Raw genomic sequence first — 20,360 nt, 5'->3', positions numbered from 1 at the left:
TTTAAAAAGGAACGATCATGGCAAAGAGTAAATTTGAGCGGACGAAGCCGCACGTAAACGTTGGCACGATAGGGCATGTGGATCATGGCAAGACCACATTGACGGCGGCGATCACCATGGTATTGACGAAGAAGTTTGGTGGTGAAGCGAAGAGTTACGCGCAGATAGACTCGGCGCCGGAAGAGAAGGCACGGGGCATCACCATCAACACATCGCACGTCGAGTACGAGACGGTGAAGCGGCACTATGCGCACGTTGACTGTCCGGGCCACGCCGACTACGTCAAGAACATGATCACCGGTGCGGCGCAGATGGATGGCGCGATACTGGTAGTATCGGCTGCGGACGGGCCGATGCCGCAGACCCGCGAACACATCCTTCTGGCGCGTCAGGTAGGGGTGCCCTACATCGTCGTCTACATGAACAAAGCGGACATGGTGGACGACGACGAACTGCTGGAACTGGTGGAAATGGAAGTGCGCGAACTGCTGTCCAAATACAACTTTCCGGGAGACGACACCCCCATCGTCATCGGTTCTGCCCTGAAAGCACTCGAAGGCGACCAGAGCGACATAGGCGAGCCCTCCATATTCAAGCTGGCCGATGCGCTGGACAGCTACATACCCGAACCCGTTCGCGCGATAGACGGCCCCTTCCTGATGCCGGTGGAAGATGTTTTCTCCATCTCCGGGCGCGGCACCGTGGTCACCGGACGCGTAGAGCGCGGCATCGTCAAAGTGGGCGAGGAAATCGAGATAGTAGGACTCAAGCCCACCATCAAGACAGTATGTACCGGCGTGGAAATGTTCAGGAAACTGCTGGACCAGGGGCAGGCCGGCGACAACGTTGGCGTATTGCTGCGAGGCACCAAGCGGGAAGACGTCGAGCGCGGCCAGGTGTTGGCCAAGCCTGGCAGCATCAACCCGCATACCAAGTTCACTGCCGAGATATACGTACTGAGCAAAGAAGAAGGTGGACGTCACACCCCGTTTTTCCAGGGCTATCGTCCCCAGTTCTACTTTCGTACTACCGACGTAACAGGTGCGATTGAATTGCCTGCGGGCACCGAGATGGTCATGCCGGGGGACAACGTCTCCGTGACGGTCAACCTGATCGCACCGATAGCGATGGAAGAAGGTCTGCGTTTTGCCATTCGCGAGGGCGGCAGAACCGTTGGCGCCGGCGTGGTGGCAAAGATTATCGAGTAACGTCGTCGCCAAGCCCGTTCCAAACGTTGAAGACCTTTGTATCCATGTCCGAAATACAGGCCAGTAGCTCAATTGGCAGAGCGTCGGTCTCCAAAACCGAAGGTTGGGGGTTCGATGCCCTCCTGGCCTGCCACCCTAAGAGACGCTATTGAGAGTCATCATAGCTTACTGCATATTTTTCTAGGGAAGCAAAGCTTCATAATACCACCAACATATTGCATGAAGAGCTGAGGTTGCAAATCGTATGATCAGCTCCTGCACCGCTTCATTTACTGATAAGCATTACAGGCAGAGTGGGATAAAGTAGTGGATAAGATCAAGTTGGGATTCGCGCTTCTGCTGTTGATCGCGGGTATTGCCGGTTTCTATTACCTGAGCGATAGCGCCATGGTAATACGCGTTATTTCCGTGCTCGCCGGTATCGTTCTGGCGGTGGTGGTAGTCTGGTTTACTACCCAAGGCAAACAGTTCTATGCGTTCAGTAGAGAGTCATCGGAAGAAACCCGGAAAGTTGTATGGCCGACCCGTAAAGAGACGATGCAAACTACCGGAATAGTTTTTGGTTTTGTTCTGGTAATGGCTCTGTTTTTATGGATGGTAGACGCGGGCTTGTTGATAGCGGTGAAATATCTGATGGGACAGGAGGGGTGATGGATAAAAAGTGGTATGTGGTTCATGCCTACTCCGGATTCGAAAAGGGTGTGCAGCGCGCGCTGAAGGAACGAATCAATCGTGCCGGAATGCAGGAAAAATTTGGACAGATACTTGTTCCGGTAGAAGAAGTGATTGAGATGAAGGGAGGCCAGAAGAATCTCAGCGAACGGAAATTTTTTCCGGGCTATGTACTGGTCGAGATGGAGATGACCGACGAGACATGGCACCTGGTCAAGAATACGGCTAAGGTAACGGGCTTTATCGGAGGTTCGGCCATGAAGCCGACACCCATCAGCGATAAGGAAGTGCAGAATATTCTTCACCAGATTCAGGAAGGAGTGGAGAAACCCAAGCCCAAGGTTCTTTTTGAAACGGGCGAGGCAGTTCGCGTCAAGGAAGGGCCGTTCACCGATTTCCACGGTAACGTGGAAGATGTCAATTATGACAAAAGCAAGATCAGGGTTTCAGTTTCCATTTTTGGCCGGCCCACGCCGGTAGAGCTGGATTTCAGTCAAGTCGAAAAAGCCTAGAGGTAGAGTGGAATGGGCTGGCGCTCAGGATTGAGCATGCCGCCCTGTTTGTTGTTAACGGGGAGAGCGTAGTAACGTTCGTTTGTACCCAAAAGGAGAATTATTGTGGCAAAAAAGATAGTCGGCTATATCAAATTGCAAGTCGCGGCAGGCAAAGCCAATCCTAGCCCACCGATAGGTCCTGCGCTTGGCCAGCGAGGATTGAATATCATGGAGTTTTGTAAGGCGTTTAACGCCGCGACTCAGAAAATGGAAGTTGGGTTGCCGGTGCCGGTTGTCATTACCGCTTACGCCGACAAGAGCTTCACTTTTATCATGAAAACCACGCCGGCGACCGTTCTGATAAAGAAAGCGGTGGGCGTCAGCAAAGGCAGTCCCAAGCCTCATTCCGATAAAATAGGCCGGTTGACACGGAAGCAGGCAGAAGAAATCGCCAAAATAAAAACACCGGATTTGACAGCGGCGGACATGGATGCCGCAGTGCGTACTATTGCCGGCAGTGCCCGCAGCATGGGCGTCGAAGTGGAGGGCATATAAATGGCACACGTATCCAAACGTTTCAAGGCGATTATCGAAAAAGTCGATCGTAGCAAGTTTTATCCCCTACCGGACGCTCTCAAGATCATCAAGGAAACCGCTACTGCAAAATTTGACGAGTCCATCGACGTGGCGGTGAATTTAGGTATTGATGCAAAAAAATCCGACCAGGCTGTTCGCGGTTCGGTGGTTCTGCCTGCAGGCATTGGCAAAACAGTGCGTGTCGCCGTATTTGCCCAGGGTGATAAGGCTAAGGAGGCGCTTGCAGCCGGTGCGGATATTGTCGGGTTTGAGGATCTTGCGGAACAGATCAAAGCAGGCAATATCGATTTTGATGTGGCTATCGCAAGCCCTGATGCCATGCGTATTGTCGGACAATTGGGGCAGATACTGGGGCCGCGCGGGTTGATGCCCAATCCCAAGGTGGGTACGGTGACGCCGGATGTTGCGGGTGCGGTAAAAAATGCCAAGGCAGGTCAAGTGCAATATCGCGCCGATAAAGCTGGCATCGTCCAGTGCACTATCGGCCGCGCATCGTTTACCGTGGACGCGCTGATACAAAATATGCTGGCGCTGCTGGATGCGCTCAACAAGTCTAAACCCGCTGCCTCCAAAGGTGTTTATCTTAGAAAGATCTCTGTCTCCAGCACCATGGGAACAGGCGTCCGCGTGGATCAGGCTAGCATGCGTTAAGCTTTAAATGCGTTAAGTTTAGTGGAATTATTTGCAAGACTTTGGGCCGCCGGAAAGGCATGCCGTACCTGGCATGTTGTACCTATTCGGCGGGTTGTCAAAGACCGTTGGGGTTGTTAAGCAGTGGCAGAGCGTAACGATAAGCTGTGAATCAGTCTATTGAATGCAAACCATTGCTTGGAACTTAATTGCAAGTAGAGATGGGAGAGAGGCTGAGCAGTGCTTGTATCGCTCTCGCTTCTGATTTTCTCCATCTCTGGCACCCAGCGCAGATGGCGTGCCCCAAAAACAGGAACAGATTGAACTCCTGATTTAAGGTCGCCGGTTCGTGATAGCTGAGTAGATTGTCGGGTTTTGTTTTGAGTTTTATGAGTTTTCCCATATCAATCAATACCAAAATCTGAGCTCGGCGTCGCTTTTAACTGATGGAGAATGCCCTTGAGTCTAAATTTAGAAGAAAAGAAAGCAGTAATTGCTGAAGTAAGCGCTCAGGTGGCGAATGCGCAGGCAATCATTATCGCGGAGTACCGCGGTCTTACCGTTGGACATATGACGCAATTGCGCGCGAAGGCGCGTCAATCGGGAATATATTTCAGGGTCGTCAAAAACTCGCTCGCACGTAGAGCAATTTCAGATACACCATTTTCGAAGCTTTCCGGGCACATGGTCGGTCCGCTCGTCTATGGTATCGGAAGTGATCCAGTTGCGGCGGCCAAGGTGCTGTATGAGTTTTCCAGGACCAATGATAAGTTGGTGATCAAAGCTGGAGCCATGGCTAATTTGTTGATGTCCAGCAATGATGTCGCAAGTCTTGCTTCTCTCCCAAGCCGTGACGAGCTGCTTGCGAAACTGTTGGGTACGATGCAAGCACCCATCGCCAATTTTGTTCGAACACTCAATGAAGTGCCTACCCGTTTTGTCCGCGGCGTTGCAGCTGTCCGTGACCAAAAACAAGCCGCTTAGTCCGGTTTTAGTATTTCGAGATCGTAATCAATCAGGTTAATTATCAGGAGAAAACCATGGCGATAGCCAAAGCAGAAATTTTAGAATCGATTGCAAATATGACCGTGCTGGAGCTTTCTCAGCTGATTAAGGAAATGGAAGAGAAATTTGGCGTTTCCGCTGCCGCTGCTACCGTCGTTGCGGCTGCACCCGCCGCGGGTGGTGCCGCAGCCGCTGTGGAAGAGCAAACGGAATTTACCGTAACGCTGACCGCCGTGGGCGATAGCAAGGTAAACGTGATCAAAGTAGTGCGCGCGGTTACCGGACTGGGTTTGAAAGAAGCGAAAGATTTGGTGGACGGTGCACCCAAAGCCGTCAAGGAAGGTATCGCCAAAGCCGATGCGGAGGCCATCCAGAAACAGCTGACCGAAGCCGGCGCAACTGCCGAGATCAAATAAGATAAAACGATAAGACCAGCTGGCGGCGTGAAAGACGCCGCCAGATACTGGCTATTTTAACGTTCGGATTCCCGCATTTTTATGCGCCAGAACACTCAGCACGGTAGCTAAAAAAAGGTACTCTGCTCCAATTTTCTGTCCATCTGTCTTCTGACCCCCCGGAGAGATTCCATGAGCTATTCGTTTACCGAGAAAAAACGTATCCGTAAAAGTTTCGCAAAGCGTGCCAGCGTTTTGCCGATTCCCTTTCTTCTCGCTACTCAAATCGAGTCTTACGCAGCTTTTCTGCAAGCTCAAGTCGACCCTGATTTTCGCGCCACTGAAGGATTGCAGGCCGCGTTCATGTCGATTTTTCCGATCGAGAGCCATTCCAAGAATGCTCGCCTCGACTTCGTTAATTACGTGCTTGGCATGCCGCCGTTTGACGTCAAGGAATGTCAGCAGCGCGGCCTTACCTACGCTTCTCCCTTGCGGGCAAAAGTCCGCTTGACGATCATGGATAAGGAGGCTTCCAAGCCAACCGTGAAGGAGGTAAAGGAACAGGAAGTCTACATGGGCGAGATTCCGCTCATGACCAACACGGGTTCGTTCGTTATCAATGGAACTGAGCGCGTGATCGTGTCTCAATTGCACCGCTCACCCGGGGTATTTTTCGAGCATGATCGGGGTAAAACACATTCGTCCGGTAAATTGCTCTTCTCTGCGCGCATCATTCCCTACCGCGGTTCCTGGCTGGATTTCGAGTTTGACCCCAAGGACTACCTCTATTTCCGCGTCGACCGTCGTCGTAAAATGCCGATTACTGTTTTGCTCAAAGCAATAGGCTATACGCCGGAGCAAATTCTTGCGGGCTTCTTTTCATTTGATACCTTCCATCTGCCGCAGAAGGGAATCCTCTTCGAACTGATACCGGAACGTTTGCGTGGTGATACCGCCCGTTTCGATATCGTGTCCAAAAGCGGCAAAGTCATTGTCCAGAAAGACAAGCGTATCACCGTCAAGCACGTTCGTGAAATGCAGCAAGCCGGCATAGATAAACTTGCGGTTTCGGAAGACTTTCTGCTGGGCCGCATATTGGGCCATAACGTGGTGGATAAGGAAACAGGCGAAGTCCTGGCGCTTGCCAACGACGAGATCACGGAAACGCTGCTCGCTAAGCTGCGTGAGGCGGATATAAAAGAGATCCACACCATTTACACAAACGATCTGGATCAGGGTGCATATATATCGCAAACACTGAGAATAGACGAGACCGCGGACCAGATGGCGGCGCAGGTAGCCATCTACCGGATGATGCGCCCCGGTGAACCACCTACCGAAGACGCTGTCAAGGCGTTGTTCAACGGATTGTTCTACGCACCCGAACGCTATGATCTTTCAGTGGTGGGGCGGATGAAATTTAATCGCCGCATAGGCAAGACTGAACTGGATGGTTCTACAACGCTGTCCAATGACGACATTATTGCAGTGATCAGGATTCTGGTCGAATTGCGTAATGGCCGTGGCGAAATCGACGATATCGATCACCTGGGTAATCGTCGCGTGCGCTCGGTCGGCGAACTGGCGGAAAATCAGTTTCGTTCGGGCCTGGTACGGGTCGAAAGAGCGGTAAAAGAGCGGCTCAGCCAGGCTGAGTCAGATAATCTGATGCCGCATGATTTGATCAACGCGAAGCCGGTATCGGCTGCGGTACGCGAATTTTTTGGCTCCAGTCAGCTATCGCAATTCATGGACCAGACCAATCCGCTTTCCGAAATCACGCATAAACGCCGAGTGTCCGCGTTGGGCCCGGGCGGGTTGACGCGCGAGCGGGCAGGGTTTGAGGTGCGTGACGTACACCCCACTCACTATGGTCGGGTATGTCCGATTGAGACACCGGAAGGCCCCAATATCGGATTGATAAATTCACTGGCGCTGTATGCCCGGACCAATGAATATGGCTTCATGGAAACCCCATACAGTAAAGTGAAGAACGGTCATGTCACCGAGGAGATCGACTATCTGTCGGCGATTGAAGAAGGTCAATTTGTGATTGCCCAGGCAAATGCAGAACTGGATAGCAGTGGGAATTTTACCAACGACATTGTTTCGTGCCGTCACAAGAACGAATTTACCCTTTCAAGTCCGGACCGGATCGAGTACATGGATGTGGCGCCCGCTCAGATCGTGTCGGTGGCCGCGTCGTTGATTCCATTTCTGGAACACGATGACGCCAACCGCGCGCTGATGGGCTCCAACATGCAACGGCAGGCGGTCCCATGCCTGCGTGCGGAGAAGCCTCTGGTTGGCACCGGTATCGAACGGGTAGTTGCCGTGGATTCCGGAACAGCGGTAAAGGCGGTGCGAGGCGGTATCGTGGATTATGTGGATGCGAGCCGTATCGTGGTGCGGGTACATGATATTGAAACGCGCGTGGGCGAAGTGGGTGTAGACATATACAACCTGATCAAATACACCCGTTCCAACCAGAACACCAATATCAACCAGCGGCCACTGGTGAAAGTGGGTGATATAATTGCACGCGGCGACGTGGTGGCGGACGGCGCCTCCACGGATAAAGGTGAACTGGCGCTGGGGCAGAACATGTTGGTGGCATTTATGCCGTGGAATGGCTACAACTTCGAGGATTCGATTCTCATCTCCGAGCGTATCGTTGCCAACGATCGCTTCACGTCTATCCATATCGAAGAATTGTCGGTGGTGAGCCGTGATACAAAACTGGGAACGGAAGAGATTACGGGTGATATTTCCAACCTGTCGGAAGTACAGCTTGGACGCCTGGATGCCTCCGGCATCGTTCATATCGGTGCGGAAGTAGAGGCTGGCGACGTATTGGTAGGAAAGGTCACGCCCAAAGGCGAAACCCAATTGACGCCTGAAGAAAAGCTTCTGCGCGCTATTTTTGGCGAGAAGGCTTCCGACGTCAAGGATACATCGTTGCGAGTGCCGTCAGGTATTTCCGGTACGGTCATCGACGTGCAGGTCTTTACCCGGGAAGGTATTGAACGTGACAAACGCGCCCAGCAGATCATCGATGATGAACTGAAGCGATACAAGAAGGATCTGGCTGACCAGATGCGGATTGTGGAAGGGGACGCATTTGCTCGTATCGAGCGCCTGCTCAAGGGCAAGGTTGCAACTGGCGGGCCTAAAAAGCTCGTCAAGGGCGCACCGGTCACCAAGGAATATCTCGATAGTATCGATCCGCATCACTGGTTCGACATTCGTCTTTCCGATGAAGAGGCGAGCTTGCAGCTCGAGCAGATCGAGGAAGGTCTGACGCAGAAACGCAAGGCGTTCGATGACGCTTTCGAGGAGAAGAAAAAGAAACTTACCCAAGGCGATGAATTGCCGCCGGGTGTGCAGAAAATGGTAAAGGTTTATGTCGCGGTAAAGCGGCGGCTGCAGCCGGGAGATAAAATGGCTGGGCGTCATGGTAATAAGGGTGTTATTTCCAAGATAGTGCCGGTAGAAGATATGCCTTACATGGCGGATGGTACTCCCGTGGACGTAGTACTGAACCCCTTGGGTGTACCGTCGCGCATGAACGTGGGCCAGATTCTGGAAACCCATCTCGGATGGGCAGCGAAGGGATTGGGAATCAAGATCGGCGATATGCTTCGCGTCGGCGGCCAGACTGCCGAGATCCGGGATTTTCTCGATAAGATCTATAACACGAGTGGTAAGCAAGAAGACATTGCTTCGCTTACGGATGTGGAGATCCTGGATCTGGCGACAAATCTGACGGATGGCGTGCCCTTTGCAACCCCCGTGTTCGACGGCGCTACCGAGCACGAAATCAAGGACATGCTGGAACTTGCGGGTCTCCCCAGGTCCGGTCAGGTGACGCTCCACGACGGCAGAACCGGTGAGGCGTTCGATCGCCCTGTTACCGTGGGCTATATGCATGTGCTGAAGCTGCATCACCTGGTGGACGATAAGATGCATGCGCGATCAACCGGCCCTTACAGCCTCGTAACCCAGCAACCGCTTGGTGGCAAGGCTCAGTTCGGAGGTCAGCGCTTTGGCGAAATGGAAGTGTGGGCACTGGAAGCGTACGGCGCCGCCTATACCCTGCAGGAAATGCTGACGGTCAAGTCCGACGATGTGAATGGGCGCACCAAGGTGTACGAGAGCATTGTCAAGGGCGACCACAAGATCGACGCGGGCATGCCTGAATCATTCAACGTACTGGTGAAGGAAATCCGCTCGCTGGCAATGGATATTGATTTGGATCGGCATTAGCCATGTTGTGTAGAGGTATGGAAGGGTTGTTTTTTCCTCGCTTTTCCACGGGAAATTTTATGTATCGATCCCTGATCAACAGGAGTGACAAATGAAAGCACTGCTTGATTTATTCAAACAGGTTACCCAGAAGGAAGAGTTCGATTCGATCAAGATCGGTCTGGCTTCTCCCGAGAAAATACGCTCTTGGTCCTATGGTGAAGTCAAGAAGCCGGAAACCATCAATTACCGTACATTCAAGCCGGAACGGGACGGCCTGTTCTGCGCAAAGATCTTCGGCCCGGTAAAAGACTATGAGTGTCTGTGCGGAAAATATAAACGTCTGAAACATCGCGGCGTGATCTGCGAGAAATGCGGTGTTGAAGTTACGCTGTCGAAGGTTCGGCGTGAGCGTATGGGTCATATCGAACTGGCTTCGCCGGTAGCGCACATCTGGTTCCTGAAATCGTTGCCATCTCGCCTGGGCATGGTCCTGGATATGACTTTGCGTGATATCGAGCGTGTACTCTATTTCGAAGCTTATGTGGTAACGGATCCCGGCATGACGCCTCTTCAGCGGTGTCAGTTGTTGACGGATGACGACTATCGTGCCAAAACAGAAGAATACGGCGATGATTTTCGAGCGAGCATGGGCGCAGAAGGTGTGCGCGATTTATTGGGCAATCTCAACATTCGTGTTGAGATTGATAATCTTCGGCGCGAGATGGGGACCACCGGCTCGGAAACGAAGATGAAGAAAATCTCCAAGCGCTTGAAAGTATTGGAGGCATTCTGTAAGTCCGGGATCAAACCGGAGTGGATGGTTTTGGCGGTCCTGCCTGTACTGCCGCCCGAATTGCGCCCCTTGGTGCCGCTGGATGGCGGGCGCTTCGCCACTTCTGATCTGAATGACTTGTATCGTCGTGTTATAAACCGCAACAATCGCTTGAAGCGTTTGCTAGAGTTGAAGGCGCCGGAAATTATCGTGCGCAATGAGAAGCGCATGCTGCAGGAGGCGGTTGATTCATTGCTGGATAACGGTCGTCGCGGCAAAGCCATGACCGGCGCCAACAAGCGGCCGTTAAAATCACTTGCCGACATGATCAAGGGCAAAGGTGGGCGGTTCCGCCAGAACCTGCTGGGCAAACGTGTGGATTACTCCGGACGGTCGGTCATCGTGGTCGGCCCGCAGCTCAAATTGCACCAATGCGGCTTGCCGAAGAAAATGGCGTTGGAATTATTCAAGCCGTTTATCTTCAATAAACTCGAAATAATGGGTATCGCGAGTACCATAAAGGCGGCCAAGCGAGAGGTGGAAAACGAGAGCCCTGTCGTTTGGGATATTCTTGAGGACGTTATTCGCCAGCATCCGGTAATGCTGAACCGGGCTCCGACATTGCATCGGCTTGGAATTCAGGCATTCGAGCCGGTGCTGATCGAAGGCAAGGCAATCCAGTTGCATCCATTGGTATGCGCCGCATTCAACGCCGACTTCGACGGTGACCAGATGGCGGTCCACGTGCCGTTATCGCTGGAAGCGCAAATGGAATGCCGCACACTCATGATGTCGACCAACAATGTCTTGTCGCCGGCAAATGGAGAACCGGTCATCGTGCCGTCTCAGGATATCGTGCTGGGGTTGTACTACACCACACGGGAAAAAATCAATGCTCGCGGCGAAGGCATGATGTTCGCCAACATCAGCGAAGTTTCTCGCGCCTATGAAAGCCGCATAATTGAGCTGAATGCCAGAATTACAGTGAGAATCAAGGAGTATGACGTAGACGCCGATGGCGAACGTCATGAGAAAACCACGCGTTATGACACCACCGTAGGGCGAGCGCTACTGTCTGAAATTCTCCCCGCCGGGCTGCCTTTTCCGCTGATGAACAAGGTGCTCAAGAAGAAGGAGATTTCCAAGCTCATTAATGCCAGCTTCCGGCGCTGCGGACTTCGCGAAACAGTCATTTTTGCGGACAAATTGATGTACGCGGGGTTCACTTACGCTACGCGCGCAGGGATATCGATCTGTCTGGACGACATGCTGACGCCGGTACAGAAGAATGACATCATCGGTGCTTCAGAAAGGGAAGTGCAGGAGATTGAGGTTCAGTACACTTCAGGTTTGGTGACACAAGGCGAACGCTATAACAAGGTAGTGGATATATGGGGTCGTGCTGGCGATCAGGTGGCTAAAGCCATGATGGATCAACTGGGAGTTGAGCCGATACTTGATCTGGAAACTGGAGAAGTCAAAAAAGACAAGAAAGGCAAGGCACTGACGCAAGAGTCCTTCAATTCGATTTATATGATGGCAGATTCGGGTGCGCGAGGTTCTGCTGCCCAGATTCGACAATTGGCGGGTATGCGCGGCTTGATGGCCAAGCCTGATGGTTCGATCATCGAGACGCCTATCACGGCGAACTTCCGCGAAGGGTTGAACGTGCTGCAGTATTTTATTTCAACGCATGGTGCGCGCAAAGGTTTGGCCGATACTGCATTGAAGACTGCCAACTCCGGTTATCTTACCCGTCGCCTCGTCGATGTGACACAGGATCTTGTGGTGACCCAGGACGACTGCGGCACGAGTAATGGCGTCGTAATGAAGGCCTTGGTCGAAGGTGGCGAGGTCATTGAAGCACTGAGAGAACGCATACTCGGACGGGTGGTCGCGAACGATGTCATCAACCCGGAGCAGCAAGCCGTGATTTATCCAGCCGGCGCCCTACTGGATGAGAGCGCAGTCGATACCATTGAAGCATTGGGTATAGATGAGGTAAAAGTACGTACCCCGCTTACCTGCGAAACCCGTTATGGTTTATGTGCCAAGTGCTATGGGCGCGACCTGGGACGCGGCACGCCGGTAAACGTAGGTGAAGCCGTGGGGGTGATTGCTGCCCAGTCAATAGGTGAACCGGGTACTCAGCTCACGATGCGCACATTCCACATCGGGGGCGCTGCTTCCAGAACCGCTGTAGTAAGTCAGGTCGAGAGCAAGTCCAACGGTATTGTGCGTTATTCTCCGACCATGCGGTATGTTACCAATTCACGCAACGAGCTGATTGCAATTTCCCGCAGTGGCGAAGTGGTGGTACATGACGATAACGGCCGCGAGCGCGAACGTCATAAAGCGCCTTATGGAGCGACATTGCTGATCCGCGACGGTGAAATGGTCAAAGCGGGGCAGATCCTGGCGGCGTGGGATCCGCATACCCGCCCCATCATTACCGAGTACGCCGGCAAGGTTCGCTTCGAAAACGTGGAAGAAGGCGTGACGGTGGCTAAGCAGATAGACGAAGTAACAGGCTTGTCTACGCTTGTCGTGATTGATCCGAAGCGGCGTGGCGTGGTGCAGACAAAGGGTTTGCGTCCGATGGTGAAGCTTCTGGATGAAGATGGCAAGGAAGTGCGGCTTGCCGGGAGTGTTTTATCGGTCAGTATCACCTTTCAGATCGGTTCCGTTATTACGGTCCGGGATGGGCAGCAGGTCAGCGTAGGCGAAGTACTGGCGCGTATCCCGCAGGAAAGTTCAAAAACGCGCGACATTACCGGCGGCCTGCCTCGTGTCGCGGAACTGTTTGAAGCGCGTTCTCCAAAAGATGCTGGCGTACTGGCGGAGGTCACCGGTATCGTGTCCTTCGGCAAGGATACCAAAGGTAAGCAACGCCTGGTAATTACCGATCTGGACGGGATCTCGCATGAGTATCTGATCCCTAAGGAAAAGCACGTCACGGCCCACGATGGCCAAGTCGTTAATAAAGGAGAGAGCATCGTCGATGGGCCCGCCGATCCGCATGATATTCTCCGTTTGCTAGGCGTAGAAGCGCTTGCACGTTATATCACTGACGAGGTCCAGGATGTGTATCGACTGCAAGGTGTCAAGATCAATGACAAGCACATCGAAGTAATCGTACGCCAGATGTTGCGGCGCATACAAATTGTGGATGCGGGGGATACACGCTTTATTCCGGGTGAGCAAGTTGAACGTGCGGACATGTTGTCGGAAAACGAAAGCGTGGTGGCCGAGGACAAGCAGCCGGCAACCTATGAATTCATGCTCCTGGGTATCACCAAGGCGTCGCTTTCCACCGATTCGTTCATTTCGGCAGCTTCCTTTCAGGAAACCACACGCGTGCTGACTGAAGCGGCTATCATGGGCAAGCGGGATGATCTGCGAGGTTTGAAAGAAAATGTCATCGTCGGTCGGCTTATTCCTGCGGGCACGGGTCTTGCCTTTCATAATACGCGCAAAAAACAGAAACTGTTGTTAAACGCAGAGAAGTCTGGTCTGGGAGAGGAAGAGGCGGGGGAAATGCGAAATAGCGGATATACTGTCTAACGAACAAAGGGATTGATCAGCGACCGCCATGCGAGATAACGCCAACATCATACTAATGTCTGGTGGAAAACAAAATTATGCCTATTGATATTGAAGCTATAATTGCCGAGACACGTGGCAAAAACTTCGAACTTTACGAAGATTACATAAATCCGGTGTTCGTCAAGGTACTACGCACGCTCGGTTTCAATCGAACGTGGGTGCGAGGCGAGGGTCCTTATCTTTGGGATGAGCATGGCACGCGCTATCTTGATTTCCTGACCAACTGGGGTGTTTTTAATTTTGGACGCCGCCATCCTGCCATTCGCGGCGCATTGCAGCAGGTGCTGGACTCCGACTTTCCCGGATGGATCGGTTTCGATGCTCCACCCCTTGCGGCTGCGCTGGCACGCGAACTCGTGAAGCGCATGCCGCCGGGTCTGGATACCGTTTATTTCAGCAACTCTGGAACCGAAGCGATCGAAGCTGCGATCAAGTTCGCGCGTGCGTATACGGGGCGGCCTTGTACCGCGCATCTTGCCAAAGCCTTCCATGGCCTGACCATGGGGGCGCTATCACTGAATGGAGAAGCGAGTTTTCGGAGGGGTTTCGAACCAATGCTTCCCGGTAGCTCGGAAGTAAAACTTGGCGATCTAGCCGGCCTCGAGTCACGTCTTGCTCGGGGCGACGTTGCTGCCTTTGTCCTTGAGCCTATCCAGGGCAAGGGTGTCAATATCGCCAGTGATGAGTATATCCTCGGCGCTCAGGAGTTGTGCCGGAAATATGGCACGCTGATGATTTGTGACGAAGTTCAATCGGGCATGGGGCGGACGGGGCGGTTTCTGGCCAGCCAATGGATTGAGGGACTCCGCCCTGATATCATCTGTCTCTCCAAAGCGATTTCGGGTGGCTATATTCCGCTGGGTGCGACTATTACGCGCCGTGCAGTTTATGATAGCGTTTACGACGGCATGCATCGCGCGATCGTTCATGCTTCGACGTTCGGTATGGGGAATATGGCAATGGCGGCGGGCTTGGCCTCGCTCAGCGTTCTGGACGATGAGAAGCTTACCGATCGCGCCATCGAGTTGGGTGCGCGTTTTCGCGAAGGTATCGAGGCCATGGTGCCCCGCTTCGAATTTCTGAAGGGGGTGCGTCAACGTGGCCTCATGATTGCAATCGAGTTCGGTCAACCGGAATCGATGTCTCTCAGAGCGGCATGGACTATGGTCAACAAGATGGATGAGAATCTCTTTGCCCAGGCGATCGTTCTTCCTCTCCTGGACGACCATCATATCTTGACTCAGGTAGCAGGGCATGCCATGCCTATCGTAAAAATTCTTCCACCCTTGAATATCAGCGAAGCTGATGTGGATTGGTTCCTGGAGGCGCTTGAGGATGTAATGATAAAATTGCACAAGTTTCCCGGACCGGCCTGGGAGGTATTGAAGAAGCTGGGCAGCCATGCGCTTACCGCAAAGCGGCGCGAAGTTCGTGCTATCTCGAGCTGACATTAAATACCGGATATGCCGGGTTTGGTTTTCGCGTAAATAATCCAGTCGAGCAGATTCCCAGTCTGGCTTTCCGGTTAATGCGGGTTGATCGCTGAAGTAGGCGCGTTCTGCAGTAGGCATCTTGTAAATACTATTTGGTGCTATTGCCGGGCAGCGATAGGCGCGATCCAGATCACAGGTGCTGCCGCTTTCATGCAGCTGGCAGCTATACCATGAATGCATCGTCCTGCCAGAGAGCCTTCCAGCCGTGCGCACGCCATTTGCCCGGATAAGAGCACGAGGGACGCCCAAAGACCATTTGAGAACAGGCATTTAAGATCCGGAGAATTGTCTTTTCATCAGAAACCAAAAAAGACTTTAGCTTGACATCACATGATAAACCCCCTAGAATTCGCAGTTTTTTAGCCGTCCCTGGATAGAAATATCTGGCGCGGAAGGGTAAAAAAATTTCATATTGCCAGCGGGACGGTTATAACGCCTTCCCGATTTTGTAGAGAATAAAATGCCGACAATCAGTCAGTTAGTACGCAAGCCTCGTGCGGCGAGACGTGTGAAGAGCAAGGTTCCAGCGCTGGGAAACAGCCCTCAAAAACGGGGAGTATGCACGCGCGTCTATACCACTACGCCAAAAAAACCGAACTCGGCTTTACGCAAGGTGGCGAGGGTTCGCCTGACTAACGGTTTTGAGGTGTCCAGTTATATCGGCGGAGAGGGACATAATCTACAGGAACACTCCGTAGTGCTGATTCGTGGCGGTCGCGTCAAGGATTTGCCGGGCGTTCGCTACCACACTGTTAGAGGTAGTCTGGATACCGCCGGCGTAAAAGATCGCAAACAGAGTCGTTCCAAATATGGCGCCAAAAGGCCGAAATAGGCTTAGAACGGTTTGAACGCCGGGCGCTGGATAATAATATCGAACTGAACACATTGTCACTTAAGCTGAATAATTACCCCCAAGGTTAGAAAATGCCAAGACGGAGAGAAGTTCCCAAACGAGAAATTTTGCCAGACCCCAAGTACCACAGTACCGAGGTGGCGAAATTCGTCAATGTGCTGATGACTCGGGGAAAGAAATCGGTAGCGGAACGAATTATTTATGGCGCAATGGATCAGATCCAGAAGAAAACGGGCAAGGATCCGGTAGAAGTATTCACGCAAGCGCTATCCAATGTTCGTCCCATGGTGGAAGTAAAAAGCCGTCGTGTCGGCGGAGCCAATTATCAGGTCCCGGTAGAGGTGCGATCCATTCGGCGTAATGCGCTGGCGATGCGTTGGTTGCGCGATGCTGCACGGAAGCGAGCGGAAAAATCGATGGGCGCGCGACTTGCCGGTGAATTAGCGGAAGCAGCCGAAGGTCGAGGCGGCGCGGTCAAGAAGCGTGAGGAAGTTCATCGTATGGCCGAAGCCAATAAGGCATTTGCACATTATCGGTTCTAGCGGCAGTGACGGTAACAATCACCGAAATTCAGGTTCCTGGCTGACCTGTTCCCACAAAAAATTCAATTTATTACTTGTCGGGACGCTTTGCTCCCGACAAATAAAACCTTAAGGTTCAAGAATCGTGGCAAGAAAAACTCCTATCGAGCGTTATCGGAATATCGGCGTAATGGCGCATATTGACGCCGGCAAGACTACGACCACGGAACGCATATTGTTCTATACCGGTGTATCGCACAAAATTGGCGAAGTGCATGACGGCGCGGCGACGATGGATTGGATGGAGCAGGAGCAGGAGCGCGGCATCACCATCACTTCCGCGGCGACTACTTGCTTTTGGAAGGGGATGGAAAAGAACTATCCCGATCATCGCATCAATATTATCGACACCCCGGGTCACGTTGACTTCACCATCGAAGTGGAGCGGTCGCTGCGTGTCCTCGACGGGGCTTGCACCGTATTCTGCGCCGTTGGCGGAGTGCAGCCTCAGACTGAAACAGTGTGGCGTCAAGCCAATAAATACAAGGTTCCGCGACTCGCATTCGTCAATAAAATGGATCGCGCCGGCGCCAATTTCATGCGCGTTCATGAACAGATTCAATCTCGTCTGAAAGCGCATCCGGTACCCGTACAGTTACCTATCGGTGCGGAAGATAAATTCGAAGGTGTTATCGATCTGATAAAGATGAAAGGCATCTACTGGGACGATGCGAGCCAGGGGCTTAGGTTTGAGGAGCGCGATATACCTGCCGATTTACTGGAGAATGCCAAGCAGTGGCGTGAAAAAATGGTGGAAACCGCCGCCGAGGCGAATGAAGAGTTGATGAACAAATATCTTGAAGAGGGTGATTTATCCTCAGCCGACATCAAGAAAGGATTGCGCATTCGCACTATCGGTAACGAGATCGTTCCCATGCTTTGTGGTTCGGCATTCAAGAACAAGGGTGTGCAGGCGATGCTGGACGCCGTCCTGGACTACTTGCCTTCACCAGTAGATATCAGCGCGATCAATGGAGAAGATGAGAAGGGTGGACATGATGAACGCCATGCGGATGACGCGGAGCCGTTTTCTGGATTGGCATTCAAAATTGCCACCGACCCCTATGTTGGCCAATTGATCTTTTTCCGCGTTTACTCTGGCGTGGTGTCTTCCGGTGATACCATCTATAACCCCCTTAAAGGACGGAAGGAACGGATTGGAAGGTTGTTGCAGATGCATGCCAATCAGCGAGAGGAAATCAAGGAAGTGAGGGCTGGCGATATCGCCGCCGCGGTAGGCTTGAAGGAAGCCGTTACCGGTGACACCTTGTGCGATCCAACTGCAGTGATCACGTTGGAACGGATGATATTTCCGGAACCCGTGATTCACGTTGCGGTGGAGCCGAAAACAAAGCTTGACCAGGAAAAAATGGGAATGGCATTGAACCGTCTGGCGCAGGAAGATCCATCCTTTCGCGTTCGCACCGACGAAGAGTCTGGTCAAACCATTATTTCCGGCATGGGTGAACTGCATCTCGAAATTATTGTAGAGCGAATGAAGCGGGAATTTGGTGTGGAAGCCAACGTGGGTGCTCCACAAGTGGCTTATCGTGAAGCCATCAAGAAGTCGGTGGAGATCGAAGGTAAATTCATCAAGCAGTCCGGTGGACGGGGTCAGTATGGTCACGTCTGGCTCAAGCTGGAGCCGAATGAAGCGGGTAAGGGATTTGAGTTCGTTGATGCCATCAAGGGTGGAACGGTGCCGCGCGAATACATTCCGGCGGTAGAAAAAGGATTGCTGGAGACACTGCCGAATGGGGTGTTGGCGGGCTTTCCAGTGGTGGACGCTAAAGTTACTTTATTTGATGGCTCTTATCACGACGTTGATTCGAACGAGAATGCGTTCAAAATGGCCGCTTCTATTGCGTTCAAGGACGGGATGCGCAAGGCGAGTCCAGTCTTGCTGGAACCGATGATGGCGGTGGAAGTGGAAACGCCAGCGGATTTCATGGGCAATGTAGTAGGCGACTTGTCATCACGTCGCGGAATGATCCAGGGTATGGACGACTTGCCCGGCCTCAAGGTGATACGTGCGGAAGTTCCGCTGGCGGAAATGTTTGGCTACTCCACTTCGCTGCGATCCGCGACTCAGGGGCGTGCGACTTATACCATGGAATTCAAACAGTATTCCGAAGCGCCGAGAAGTGTGGCTGAAGCAATTATTAATAAGAAATAACGGTAATCAAGTAAGGGAACGATCATGGCAAAGAGTAAATTTGAGCGGACGAAGCCGCACGTAAACGTTGGCACGATAGGGCATGTGGATCATGGCAAGACCACATTGACGGCGGCGATCACCATGGTATTGACGAAGAAGTTTGGTGGTGAAGCGAAGAGTTACGCGCAGATAGACTCGGCGCCGGAAGAGAAGGCACGGGGCATCACCATCAACACATCGCACGTCGAGTACGAGACGGTGAAGCGGCACTATGCGCACGTTGACTGTCCGGGCCACGCCGACTACGTCAAGAACATGATCACCGGTGCGGCGCAGATGGATGGCGCGATACTGGTAGTATCGGCTGCGGACGGGCCGATGCCGCAGACCCGCGAACACATCCTTCTGGCGCGTCAGGTAGGGGTGCCCTACATCGTCGTCTACATGAACAAAGCGGACATGGTGGACGACGACGAACTGCTGGAACTGGTGGAAATGGAAGTGCGCGAACTGCTGTCCAAATACAACTTTCCGGGAGACGACACCCCCATCGTCATCGGTTCTGCCCTGAAAGCACTCGAAGGCGACCAGAGCGACATAGGCGAGCCCTCCATATTCAAGCTGGCCGATGCGCTGGACAGCTACATACCCGAACCCGTTCGCGCGATAGACGGCCCCTTCCTGATGCCGGTGGAAGATGTTTTCTCCATCTCCGGGCGCGGCACCGTGGTCACCGGACGCGTAGAGCGCGGCATCGTCAAAGTGGGCGAGGAAATCGAGATAGTAGGACTCAAGCCCACCATCAAGACAGTATGTACCGGCGTGGAAATGTTCAGGAAACTGCTGGACCAGGGGCAGGCCGGCGACAACGTTGGCGTATTGCTGCGAGGCACCAAGCGGGAAGACGTCGAGCGCGGCCAGGTGTTGGCCAAGCCTGGCAGCATCAACCCGCATACCAAGTTCACTGCCGAGATATACGTACTGAGCAAAGAAGAAGGTGGACGTCACACCCCGTTTTTCCAGGGCTATCGTCCCCAGTTCTACTTTCGTACTACCGACGTAACAGGTGCGATTGAATTGCCTGCGGGCACCGAGATGGTCATGCCGGGGGACAACGTCTCCGTGACGGTCAACCTGATCGCACCGATAGCGATGGAAGAAGGTCTGCGTTTTGCCATTCGCGAGGGCGGCAGAACCGTTGGCGCCGGCGTGGTGGCAAAGATTATCGAGTAATAACAGGATCAAGGATAGGATTCAAGATTTAGTGCCACAACGCCGAATCATCAATTCGAAATCCAAATCCTCAACCTGAGGTTCGTTTATGCAAAGCCAAAAAATACGTATTCGCCTGAAAGCGTTTGATTACCGATTGATCGATAAATCCGCGATGGAGATCGTTGAGACCGCCAAACGGACGGGGGCGGTGGTTAAGGGGCCCGTGCCTCTGCCGACGCGCATTGAGCGCTTCGACGTATTGCGATCCCCTCATGTCAACAAGACCTCGCGCGATCAGTTCGAGATTCGGACTCATCTGCGCCTGATGGACATTATGGACCCCACTGATAAAACAGTGGATGCCTTGATGAAGCTGGACCTTCCCGCAGGGGTGGATGTGGAAATAAAGTTGTGAGTTTTTGAAAATAATTTT

Annotated in this window: 15 protein-coding genes and 1 tRNA gene; all 16 read left to right on the top strand. The window is 52.8% G+C overall.

From position 1 onward, the window contains the following. The first annotated feature begins 17 nt into the window (after positions 1 to 17). The 16 genes from tuf (F822_RS04425) (at position 18) to rpsJ (ending at position 20,342) form a co-directional block, all read left to right on the top strand. Positions 18 to 1,208: an elongation factor Tu gene (gene tuf / locus F822_RS04425; RefSeq protein ID WP_025040225.1), complete on the top strand. Its 1,191-nt coding sequence runs from the start codon at positions 18 to 20 to the stop codon at positions 1,206 to 1,208. Positions 1,209 to 1,265: 57 nt separating this feature from the next. After that, positions 1,266 to 1,341 (top strand) — tRNA-Trp (locus tag F822_RS04420). Positions 1,342 to 1,514: 173 nt separating this feature from the next. Continuing rightward, on the top strand, positions 1,515 to 1,859 hold the full coding sequence (gene secE, locus F822_RS04415; protein WP_025042209.1) for a preprotein translocase subunit SecE: 345 nt from the start codon (positions 1,515 to 1,517) through the stop codon (positions 1,857 to 1,859). Beyond that, positions 1,859 to 2,392, top strand: coding sequence for a transcription termination/antitermination protein NusG (gene nusG / locus F822_RS04410; RefSeq protein ID WP_025042210.1), 534 nt, complete (start codon positions 1,859 to 1,861; stop codon positions 2,390 to 2,392). The genes secE and nusG overlap by 1 nt, the downstream gene beginning before the upstream one ends. 105 nt (positions 2,393 to 2,497) lie before the next feature. Next, complete coding sequence (rplK, locus tag F822_RS04405; protein WP_025042211.1) at positions 2,498 to 2,929, top strand: 50S ribosomal protein L11; 432 nt, start codon at positions 2,498 to 2,500, stop codon at positions 2,927 to 2,929. Next, the gene (gene rplA / locus F822_RS04400) at positions 2,930 to 3,622 is read left to right on the top strand and encodes a 50S ribosomal protein L1 (protein WP_025042212.1); all 693 of its coding nucleotides are present in this window, start codon (positions 2,930 to 2,932) and stop codon (positions 3,620 to 3,622) included. 438 nt (positions 3,623 to 4,060) lie between these two features. Beyond that, positions 4,061 to 4,585 (top strand): 50S ribosomal protein L10, encoded by a 525-nt coding sequence (rplJ, locus tag F822_RS04395; RefSeq protein ID WP_025042213.1) that lies wholly within the window; start codon positions 4,061 to 4,063, stop codon positions 4,583 to 4,585. 56 nt (positions 4,586 to 4,641) lie between these two features. Next, the gene (rplL, locus tag F822_RS04390; RefSeq protein ID WP_025042214.1) at positions 4,642 to 5,022 is read left to right on the top strand and encodes a 50S ribosomal protein L7/L12; all 381 of its coding nucleotides are present in this window, start codon (positions 4,642 to 4,644) and stop codon (positions 5,020 to 5,022) included. Between the two features lie 171 nt (positions 5,023 to 5,193). Further along, positions 5,194 to 9,267, top strand: a complete 4,074-nt coding sequence (gene rpoB / locus F822_RS04385; RefSeq protein WP_025042215.1) for a DNA-directed RNA polymerase subunit beta — start codon at positions 5,194 to 5,196, stop codon at positions 9,265 to 9,267. 91 nt (positions 9,268 to 9,358) lie between these two features. Beyond that, positions 9,359 to 13,585 (top strand): DNA-directed RNA polymerase subunit beta', encoded by a 4,227-nt coding sequence (gene rpoC, locus F822_RS04380; RefSeq protein WP_025042216.1) that lies wholly within the window; start codon positions 9,359 to 9,361, stop codon positions 13,583 to 13,585. A gap of 77 nt (positions 13,586 to 13,662) precedes the next feature. Further along, the gene (locus F822_RS04375; protein WP_025042217.1) at positions 13,663 to 15,075 is read left to right on the top strand and encodes an aspartate aminotransferase family protein; all 1,413 of its coding nucleotides are present in this window, start codon (positions 13,663 to 13,665) and stop codon (positions 15,073 to 15,075) included. Between the two features lie 505 nt (positions 15,076 to 15,580). Continuing rightward, the gene (gene rpsL / locus F822_RS04370) at positions 15,581 to 15,952 is read left to right on the top strand and encodes a 30S ribosomal protein S12 (RefSeq protein WP_025042218.1); all 372 of its coding nucleotides are present in this window, start codon (positions 15,581 to 15,583) and stop codon (positions 15,950 to 15,952) included. A 92-nt stretch (positions 15,953 to 16,044) separates the two neighbouring features. Beyond that, positions 16,045 to 16,515 carry a 30S ribosomal protein S7 gene (rpsG, locus tag F822_RS04365; RefSeq protein WP_025042219.1) on the top strand — a complete coding sequence of 157 codons (471 nt, stop codon included), beginning with the start codon at positions 16,045 to 16,047 and terminating at the stop codon, positions 16,513 to 16,515. Between the two features lie 124 nt (positions 16,516 to 16,639). Continuing rightward, positions 16,640 to 18,730 carry an elongation factor G gene (fusA, locus tag F822_RS04360; protein WP_025042220.1) on the top strand — a complete coding sequence of 697 codons (2,091 nt, stop codon included), beginning with the start codon at positions 16,640 to 16,642 and terminating at the stop codon, positions 18,728 to 18,730. A gap of 24 nt (positions 18,731 to 18,754) precedes the next feature. Beyond that, positions 18,755 to 19,945, top strand: a complete 1,191-nt coding sequence (gene tuf / locus F822_RS04355; RefSeq protein WP_025040225.1) for an elongation factor Tu — start codon at positions 18,755 to 18,757, stop codon at positions 19,943 to 19,945. Between the two features lie 88 nt (positions 19,946 to 20,033). Further along, positions 20,034 to 20,342 (top strand): 30S ribosomal protein S10, encoded by a 309-nt coding sequence (gene rpsJ, locus F822_RS04350; protein WP_004180980.1) that lies wholly within the window; start codon positions 20,034 to 20,036, stop codon positions 20,340 to 20,342. The last annotated feature ends 18 nt before the right edge of the window (positions 20,343 to 20,360 follow it).

The organism is Nitrosospira briensis C-128 (genome assembly GCF_000619905.2).
GTDB classification, from domain to species: Bacteria; Pseudomonadota; Gammaproteobacteria; order Burkholderiales; family Nitrosomonadaceae; genus Nitrosospira; species Nitrosospira briensis.
Note: the sequence above shows the minus strand (reverse complement) of the source record. Positions and strands in the feature narration are given on the sequence as shown.